The organism is Mycobacterium sp. (assembly GCF_036490025.1).
In the GTDB taxonomy this organism is placed as follows: domain Bacteria; phylum Actinomycetota; class Actinomycetes; order Mycobacteriales; family Mycobacteriaceae; genus Mycobacterium.
Genome location: NZ_DASXEP010000096.1, coordinates 1 through 7,730, shown reverse-complemented (window position 1 = coordinate 7,730; position 7,730 = coordinate 1). Strand labels below are relative to the sequence as shown.

8 protein-coding genes are annotated in these 7,730 nt (G+C 63.2%); 3 read left to right on the top strand and 5 right to left on the bottom strand.

From position 1 onward, the window contains the following. Positions 1–371: 371 nt before the first annotated feature. Both VGG53_RS10870 and VGG53_RS10865 read right to left on the bottom strand, forming a co-directional pair. Positions 372–845, bottom strand: a complete 474-nt coding sequence (locus tag VGG53_RS10870) for a MerR family DNA-binding protein (RefSeq protein WP_331518067.1) — start codon at positions 843–845, stop codon at positions 372–374. Positions 846–1,295: 450 nt separating this feature from the next. Continuing rightward, on the bottom strand, positions 1,296–1,784 hold the full coding sequence (locus VGG53_RS10865; protein ID WP_331518066.1) for a hypothetical protein: 489 nt from the start codon (positions 1,782–1,784) through the stop codon (positions 1,296–1,298). A 673-nt stretch (positions 1,785–2,457) separates the two neighbouring features. Between VGG53_RS10865 and VGG53_RS10860 the strand changes: the two genes are divergently transcribed. Together VGG53_RS10860 and VGG53_RS10855 are read left to right on the top strand one after the other, a co-directional pair. Then, positions 2,458–2,688, top strand: a complete 231-nt coding sequence (locus VGG53_RS10860) for a heavy-metal-associated domain-containing protein (RefSeq protein WP_331518065.1) — start codon at positions 2,458–2,460, stop codon at positions 2,686–2,688. Continuing rightward, complete coding sequence (locus VGG53_RS10855; protein WP_331518064.1) at positions 2,672–4,861, top strand: heavy metal translocating P-type ATPase; 2,190 nt, start codon at positions 2,672–2,674, stop codon at positions 4,859–4,861. Before VGG53_RS10860 ends, VGG53_RS10855 begins: the two co-directional genes overlap by 17 nt. A 48-nt stretch (positions 4,862–4,909) precedes the next feature. Here the strand turns inward: VGG53_RS10855 and VGG53_RS10850 are convergent, their stop codons facing one another. The 3 genes from VGG53_RS10850 to VGG53_RS10840 form a co-directional block, all read right to left on the bottom strand. Next, positions 4,910–5,512 carry a hypothetical protein gene (locus tag VGG53_RS10850; RefSeq protein WP_331518063.1) on the bottom strand — a complete coding sequence of 201 codons (603 nt, stop codon included), beginning with the start codon at positions 5,510–5,512 and terminating at the stop codon, positions 4,910–4,912. 341 nt (positions 5,513–5,853) lie between these two features. Beyond that, a complete protein-coding gene (locus tag VGG53_RS10845; RefSeq protein ID WP_331518062.1) occupies positions 5,854–6,567 on the bottom strand; it encodes a hypothetical protein in 714 nt (237 codons plus the stop codon). 152 nt (positions 6,568–6,719) lie between these two features. Continuing rightward, positions 6,720–7,139 carry a hypothetical protein gene (locus VGG53_RS10840; RefSeq protein ID WP_331518061.1) on the bottom strand — a complete coding sequence of 140 codons (420 nt, stop codon included), beginning with the start codon at positions 7,137–7,139 and terminating at the stop codon, positions 6,720–6,722. 103 nt (positions 7,140–7,242) lie between these two features. On the opposite strand from VGG53_RS10840, the gene VGG53_RS10835 reads away from it, so the two are divergent. Continuing rightward, complete coding sequence (locus VGG53_RS10835) at positions 7,243–7,713, top strand: hypothetical protein (RefSeq protein ID WP_331518060.1); 471 nt, start codon at positions 7,243–7,245, stop codon at positions 7,711–7,713. Positions 7,714–7,730: the final 17 nt, after the last annotated feature.

Genomic DNA, 7,730 nt, shown 5'->3' with positions numbered 1-7,730 from the left:
ATCGATGTGATTGCCGGCGCGATTATCATTCGGCTACTTCTCACACCTGGCGTCGATCTAGACGAGGCATGGATCAATGACGTCAGCGCGATCGTCATCCATGGTGCCGTCAACTGACAGGGCTCTGACCAGCACTTTCTCAGTGGAGCTGCCGGGAATCGAACCCCCAATTTTAGCCCGCTGACCAACCCCTAGCATGACCAAAAAGTTGAAGGAAACCTGCTCGGCGCCCACCACAGCGACGGCCCGGCGGTTTACGAGGGTTTGTGACCGTATTCGGATGCGAAGCCGTCGCGCCACTTGACGGCGTCAAGACGGATTAAACCGATTTGGCGCGATAGTCGCTGAAAACGGGTTGACTTCGGGTTGACCTAGGGTTCACCCGCGGCCGCTTGGCCCGCGGTGTCGTCCGTACTTTCAATGATGCGGCACACCGTGGCGGTCCGGCCGCGGCGTCGGTCGCTGCGCGCGGCCTTTAGCGCCGCGGCTAAGCTGGCGCGCAACGCTTGCAAGTCGGCGATGGCGCGATCGATGTCGCTGATGTGCTGGTCGAGCAGCATGGTGACCTGGTCACACGGTGCGGTGCCCCGGCGATGCAGATCGAGGATGTCTTTGATCTCCGGCAGTGTGAGCCCAAGGGTTCTGGCACGGAGGATGAACCGCAGAATCGCAATGTCGTCGTCGCTGAATAGCCGGTACCCGGCTTCGGTGCGCGCGGCCAGCGGCAGCAGCCCCTTGGCTTCCCAGATTCGGATGGCCTTGGCCGAGACGCCGACGACTTTGGCAGCGGCACCGACGGTGTGCATCGCCCGGGTTGTTTCCGGTTCACAGACGATGGATGCCATTGACGACCCTTCCGCAGCGGCAAGGTTTCAAGCGTAGCCATACATGCCGCTACCCCCAGACCTCAGGTGCGCATAGACAGATGGTCCGTAGCGCAACAATCACGCGCAGCGGCAGTTGCTGCGAGCCGACTACTTTTTGGCCATCTTCTCGCAGCAGCACTTGTCACCGCCGACTGGGCCCGCAGGCGGCGGCTCGCCCTTCTGGGGCATCGAAATCGCCTGCTGTTGATGCTGATTGTGCCAGCTCGTCGCTGCGCCAGCGACGAAGATGGCTCCCAGGATGAAGACAGTCCCGGCGACGATCCCAACCCACGTCAGAGCGCGGCCCAGTCTATTCGGCTTTGTTGCTTCCGGTTCCGAATCGGCTCCGGGTTCAGTTGATTCACTCATTGGTCACTCGGGGTGCCGCGTAGCAAGTCGGGCTCTCCCTCGCCTCCTTCCTTGGAATGACTAGCTGTAGACGACGGTGGCTTGGGCGTCACCCGGTTTCCACGTGATCGTGCCGTGCTCGAATGTCGCTGTCTTGGCGCCGTCGGGGGTGTCTGTCTCGTCGCTGGTCGGCAAACCGAGCTTGCCATCCATCCCGCCTAGCTCGTTCCATTTGTCACGGATCTTGCCCCACACGACATAGGTACCGGCCCCGTGATCGCAGATAGCGCCGCCGTCAAACTCTTGGAAGCCGCCGCCGTCGGGGTGTGTGTCCTGGTCGCCCGTCGGAAAACCGAGCTTGCCATCCATCCCGCCCAGCGCGTTCCATTTGTCACGGATCTTGCCTAGTACGACATAGGCACCGCTCCCATGAACGCAGATGGCGCCGCCATCGAACACTTGGAAGCCGCCGCGGTCGGCGTGTTTGTCCCCGTTGCCCGTTGGTGCTCCCAGTGCTTTTCGTGTGGCGGCGTCAAGAGACTGGTACTTGGCGAGGATCGGTCCCTCCACCGTGTACTCCGTGCCATTAGCGCCCGCGATCTGCGTTGAAGTCGGAGCGGTCGCGGATGGCCCTGTAGCAATTGCCGACGTGACCGACGAGGGTGCAGAACTCGCAGTTTGGCCGGCCTTGGTGGCATGGCTACATCCGGCGCCAATCAGCGCGACTGCCGCAGTTGCCGCAGACAAGACCGCTGTTCGCTTCGCTATCGAATGCATTTCGTTCCTTTCGAGTCGGGCAGAACCGCCCTACAGCGCGTCGCCCGCGGTGAGTCCAACGTAAGGGGTTGTCCTAAGGGCAAGGTCAAGACGCGGCTGCGGACGCCAACCACGTGCTCACTCAGCGGCATTGGGAAATGGGCGCCAGTCGCGATTCGAACTGGGAGCGTGCGGTACACCTGATTCACCGCCGCGCGGGGGTGGCGACATTCCCGTAGTCAACATCCGTAAGACGTTGCACCACAGAATATTTCCGTAGGCTGCGGGTGTTCGGATGATCTGTCTGAGCGAAATCCCGACGAATGATCACCGAATCGTCCATCCGGCGCCGGCCTCGCCCGACAGTTGACCTTGCCCCAGGGGCAACCCTTACCGTGTTGTTGTCGTCGTCCAACGCGATCGGCTAGCCCACGTCACCGAAGCCATGTGAGTCGATCCGGGGGTACCGACGAAGGAGGCAACCGTCGTGACGACTCATGCGTTTTCGGTGCCGGACATCTCCTGCAACGTGTGTAAGAACGCGATTGATGGCGTGCTGCGCGCGTTGCCCGGTGTGCGGGTTGCCACTGTCGATGTGGAGACGGCCACTGTATGCGTTGACTTTGAGGGGATCACGATTGCAGCCGATGAGCTCGCGGCTGCGATCGAGCAGCAGGGCTACCGGGTCGAAGCGGTTCGGGATGATGCGGGCTGGTAGCAGACCGCTGGACTTCGTGATCGCGGGCATGACGTGTAACTCGTGCGCAGTTCGGGTGCAACGGATCTTGGCGCGCCAGCCCGGGGTTGCAGATGCGGAGGTGAACTTCGCCACGATGACCGCCCGAGTGATTCCGGTCGATGACACGTTCGATCAAACGTCGTGGCAGGAGGCGGTGGCCCGGGGCGGTTATCAGCTGGCGCCGACTGTTTCACCAGTCGCAGACGCGCGCGCCGCCGATGAAGCCGAGCGTGTCGCCGCGCGCTCGTGGTGGCGGCGGATGCTGCTGGTGTGGCCGCTGGCCGTAGTGGTGGCGTGGTTGGCGATGTTCTCGCGTTCGTGGGGCGATCAGCCGTGGGTGCACTGGACCGAGTTCGCTTTGGCGACACCAATTCTGTTCTACGGCGGCTGGCCGTTTTTGCGCGGGGCCGCCATCCGAGCGCGCCGCGCGACGGCGAACATGGACACGCTGATCGCGCTGGGCACCGTGACCGCCTACCTCTTCTCTACTGTGGAGCTCTTTGTGGGCGGGCCTTTATATTTCGAGTCCGCGGCGCTGATCATCGCGTTCATCGGCTTAGGGCGCTATTTGGAGGCGCGCGCGAAACTGCGCGCCGGCAACGCTTTACGCTCACTGCTCGAACTCGGCGCTAAGCAGGCTCGGGTGATTCGAGGGGGCATCGATGTGCTCATCCCGGTCGATCACGTCATCGTCGGAGATGTGTTGCGGATTCGCCCCGGGGAGAAAATCCCGACCGACAGCGAAGTCATCGGCGGGGCCAGTGCGGTGGATGAATCCATGCTTACCGGCGTATCGGTGCCGGTCGATAAGACCGTCGGCGATACCGTCGTAGGTGCCAGCGTGAATACCGCCGGTGTACTGACCGTGCGAGCCACCGCGGTGGGCCAGCGCACCGCCTTGGCCCAGATCGCCGCTCAGGTAGCTGCCGCGCAGGCCGGCAAGGGTGGCGCGCAACGGCTGGCTGACCGGGTATCCGCTGCGTTCGTGCCCACCGTGATCGGCATTGCCGCCGCGACATTTCTCGGCTGGTGGTTAATCGCTGCGAGCCCAATTCGTGGACTGACGGCAGCGGTCGCCGTGGTTGTCGTCGCCTGTCCGTGCGCGTTGGGCCTGGCTACTCCGGTGGCGATCATGGTCGGTACGGGGCGTGGTGCCAAACTCGGGATCTTGGTCAAAGGGGTTGAGGCGCTGGAGCGCACACGCACCATCACAACGGTGATATTCGACAAGACTGGGACGCTCACCGACGGCCGCATGACTCTGCACGAGATGGTGCCCGTCGCCGGAACGACACGCGACGCGCTCCTCACGAATGCGGGTGCGGTAGAGGCCGATAGCCAGCACCCGATCGGTCGAGCGATCGCGACGGCCGCACGTGACGCCTTCGGGCGGCTACCTGCGGTGACCGGCTTCGAGGCGCTGACCGGACATGGGGTGCGCGCCGACGTGGATGGCATCACGGTGTGGGTAGGCCGGCGGATGTTGGCGGACGACGTCGGTCTGACGTTGCCCGCCGAACTTGGGCGGGTCGCAGACGGATTGGAGGCCGATGGAAACACGGTGGTGTTCTGCGGATGGGACGGTGTTGTGCGTGGTCTCCTCGCGGTGGGCGACAACATCAAAGACGGTGCCGCTGAAGTTGTCGCCGAATTGCGCCGAATGGGTTTGGAAGTGGGAATGATCACTGGTGACACCGCGCCCGCCGCACGCGCCATCGCCTCACGGGTCGGCATCGACACGGTGCTCGGCGAAGTACTACCTGGCGACAAGCAGTCCGAAATTCGGCGCATCCAAAGCAACGGACAGGTGGTCGCAATGGTCGGCGACGGCATCAATGACGCACCCGCCCTGACTCAGGCCGACCTTGGAATCGCACTGGGCACCGGCACCGACGTAGCCATTGAAGCCTCCGATATCACGCTGATGTCGGGCCAGCTGAACGGTGTTGTGCGTGCGATCCAGCTATCCCAGCGGACATTGCGGACGATCTACCAGAACCTCGGCTGGGCGTTCGGCTATAACGTCGCCGTGATCCCACTGGCGGCACTGGGCGTTCTTAATCCGGTCTTCGCCGGCGCCGCGATGGGATTATCCTCGGTCAGTGTGGTGGCTAATTCGTTGCGGCTCCGCCGATTCGGTCGCCAGACCTGACGTATCGTCGCATTCCGTTCTCGAGCTTCGGCCTTCGCTGACAACCGCTCAGGGCGGTCCCATCATGCCGCCTGGTCCCATCATTCGCCCCGGCCCCATCATGCCGCCCGGTCCCGTCATTCCCCGCATCATCGCCGGCATGCCTTCGCGCACAAACCCACTCACTTCCTGAGCGTGCGCACGGATGGCTTGTATGAGATCCGGATCGTCCGCAGTCTCCTCAGCGATCACGCCTGTGGGCATGAGTGTGAGTTGTCGGCGGTATCCGTCGGAGCGGCGAAAAAGCGTGGGCAGGCTGTCGCTCATGCACGTGACTTCGGCGCCTTGTTCGACATGGGAATACATGCTCGACACGTGCGCCTTCAGTTGCGCAGCAAGATCTGGTGAAACGGATTGGGTTGTGGTGCGAATGCCCCCGGGGATCTCCTCGACAATGCGGATAATCTCGTTGTGGCGGTTAAACATTTCCATGTAGCGAGACATGTCGGTCGCGGAGATGCCCATCATGCCACCGTTGCCGTCGTCGATGAGCCGAATGATCGGCCCGGGCGACCCCAAGGCCCCGCGCATCGCATACCCCAGACCCGCGACCGCACCCAAGGCGAGCACGGCGACCGCAGCCCGTCTGGTCATTTGATGTTCAGGACGCATGGCGCTCAGCCATCGTGTGCAGCATCTCGAAGCGCTGCTGGTATTCAGCGTCGTCAACTTCGCCGCGAGCGTGGCGTTGTAGGAACGGTTTCTCCGCGTCCCCGGGTGGTCGAACCGTTGTATTGGGGCCACTCTCGGGTGGCGGCTCCCTCAAATATCGCGCCGCAACTACGACAGCGGCGATGATCAGGGCCAAGAAAGCCGCCGTAAGCGCGGTCGGGGGAATCCACCCCGTGTGCCACACTGGCGGCATATTGCGCATTGTCATTACCCGGACCTCCTTGAAGCGATCACTTAAATCTTTCCGCCCACAGCCTGTTTTGGAATCCGAGAGCCTTAAATCACAACCCACCGCCGAAGTCGTAACTTCGGGGAATCGTCTCGCCGGGCTGCGGTCTGTCGTAGACGACGGCGATTTCATCGTGTGCTTCGAGCATGATCGCCCCTGGATTTCCGGTCCGTTGAGAGCCGTTAACGAAGACACGGACGACATTGCCGCCGCCAGTTCGCAATCCGCCGAGGTTGTCTTCGGACAGACTCACCTGCCACTCGGAAAAAAACTCACCCAGACTGAACTGCCGTTTCACCGGCGACTCAATGTGGAGCACGCCGCTGGCGTCGTGGGTGTGCAACGGGCTGATGGTGCGACGGTGCACGTCGATGCCTATGTCGGCCGGCACCGGCACTGTCTGACCGTCAACCAGCACGTCGAGGTGGGCGTGGATATGTTCGACGTTGCCTTCGCGACCCAGCATCGGCAGCCCAGCCGCGTTGACCGCAGCCGCAGCGTCGGCAGGGGCCGGCCAGGGCGGGGTGGTGTAGCCGCCGACCGCGATGGTCGCTGCGGGATCGTTGATGTCGGGGCCTTTCGTCTGTGATGTACGCTGCCCGCCAATCGATCTCGCGATGGTGAGTAACACCAGCAGCGCAACGATGCCGCTGGCGGCAACCCACCAACCCGTCCCGCTGCGGGCGCTCGATCGGGCGTGTGCAACGGCTTTACGTCCGTCACGCCTTGACTTTGCGGCGGCATTGGAGCCGTTCCTAGTTGCCATCAGCACCCTCCATCCGCGGGCATTAGCCGCTCATTGCGTCTGCAGCACACGAGAAGATCTACGGTCTACGTACATAGATAGTAGATCAGATGGACGTGGGTCGCCAACGGAGACCTACACGAGGATTGCGCCGCCGAAGGTGCGGTATCCGTTCATTTGCAGCAGAGCATGCCGCCCCACACGGCCTCTGCGCCGGTGTGACCAACCTGCACCACGGACCACGTGGCTATCGCCGCGAACAGCAGCGTGGCTGCTCCGGCAAGGGTGATTGCGCCGCGTCGGGCCACTGGCGGCAGCGTCGCAATCTCGTCAGCGAAGAGCGGCGTGTGTAGCGCCCACCAAAACACCATGGCGATCGTTAACAGCGCGGACCATAGGACCAGCTGCACACCCAATTCGGCGTGACGGCTGAGGGTTTCGCTGCCCATCACGCGCTGTTGAAGCCAGCCGCCGGCCGACGTGGTCAGCGGGATCGTCATTAGGGTGCCCGCGGCCACGAACAACGAGGCGGCACCGATGCGGCGGCGCGCTGCGGGCCAAACGACCACGAGTATGGCGAGCAGCGCGGTCAACGGCAGAAAGATGGCGACCACATGCGCCAAGAGGGGATGAGCCGGCAACCCACCGACGGTATCAAGCATCGTGATTTCCCGATTGCCTTGTGACTAGCCCGAATTGCTGGGCATCGGCGTGCCGCTGGGCATCATCCCGCCGGGCATCATCCCGCCAGGCATCGGCGTGCCGCTGGCCATCATCCCGCCGGGCATCATCCCGCCAGGCATCGGCGTGCCGCTGGGCATCATCCCGCCAGGCATCATCCCGCCAGGCATCGGCGTCCCGCTGGGCATTGGCATACCGCTGGGCTTAGGCATATCGGGCATCATCTTGTCGGGCATTTTCATGTCGCAGCACATGCCGCCCGGCTTCGGCGCAGCAGGTGGTGGCGGATTGTCGGGGCGGGGGGCCGAGGCTGTCACCGGGTGCAGCGTGAACATCCCCGAGGACCCGGCCCAAGTTCCGGCTAAGAAGGTCGCCACCGCGATACAGGCGGAAGCGAAGACGGCAGCGATCAGACGCTTGCGCTCGCGAAGATCGCTACCCAACTCGCCAAAAAATCCCATCGTCGATTCCTCTCGGTCGGGGTGAAGAGGCGCCTCCACAAC

What these genes read in the sequence shown, in the direction of transcription:
- VGG53_RS10870 (WP_331518067.1), bottom strand. Translation starts at nt 845, where the DNA reads ATGGCATCCATCGTCTGTGAACCGGAAACAACCCGGGCGATGCACACC.
- VGG53_RS10855 (WP_331518064.1), top strand. Translation starts at nt 2,672, where the DNA reads ATGATGCGGGCTGGTAGCAGACCGCTGGACTTCGTGATCGCGGGCATG.
- VGG53_RS10850 (WP_331518063.1), bottom strand. Translation starts at nt 5,512, where the DNA reads ATGCGTCCTGAACATCAAATGACCAGACGGGCTGCGGTCGCCGTGCTC.
- VGG53_RS10845 (WP_331518062.1), bottom strand. Translation starts at nt 6,567, where the DNA reads ATGGCAACTAGGAACGGCTCCAATGCCGCCGCAAAGTCAAGGCGTGAC.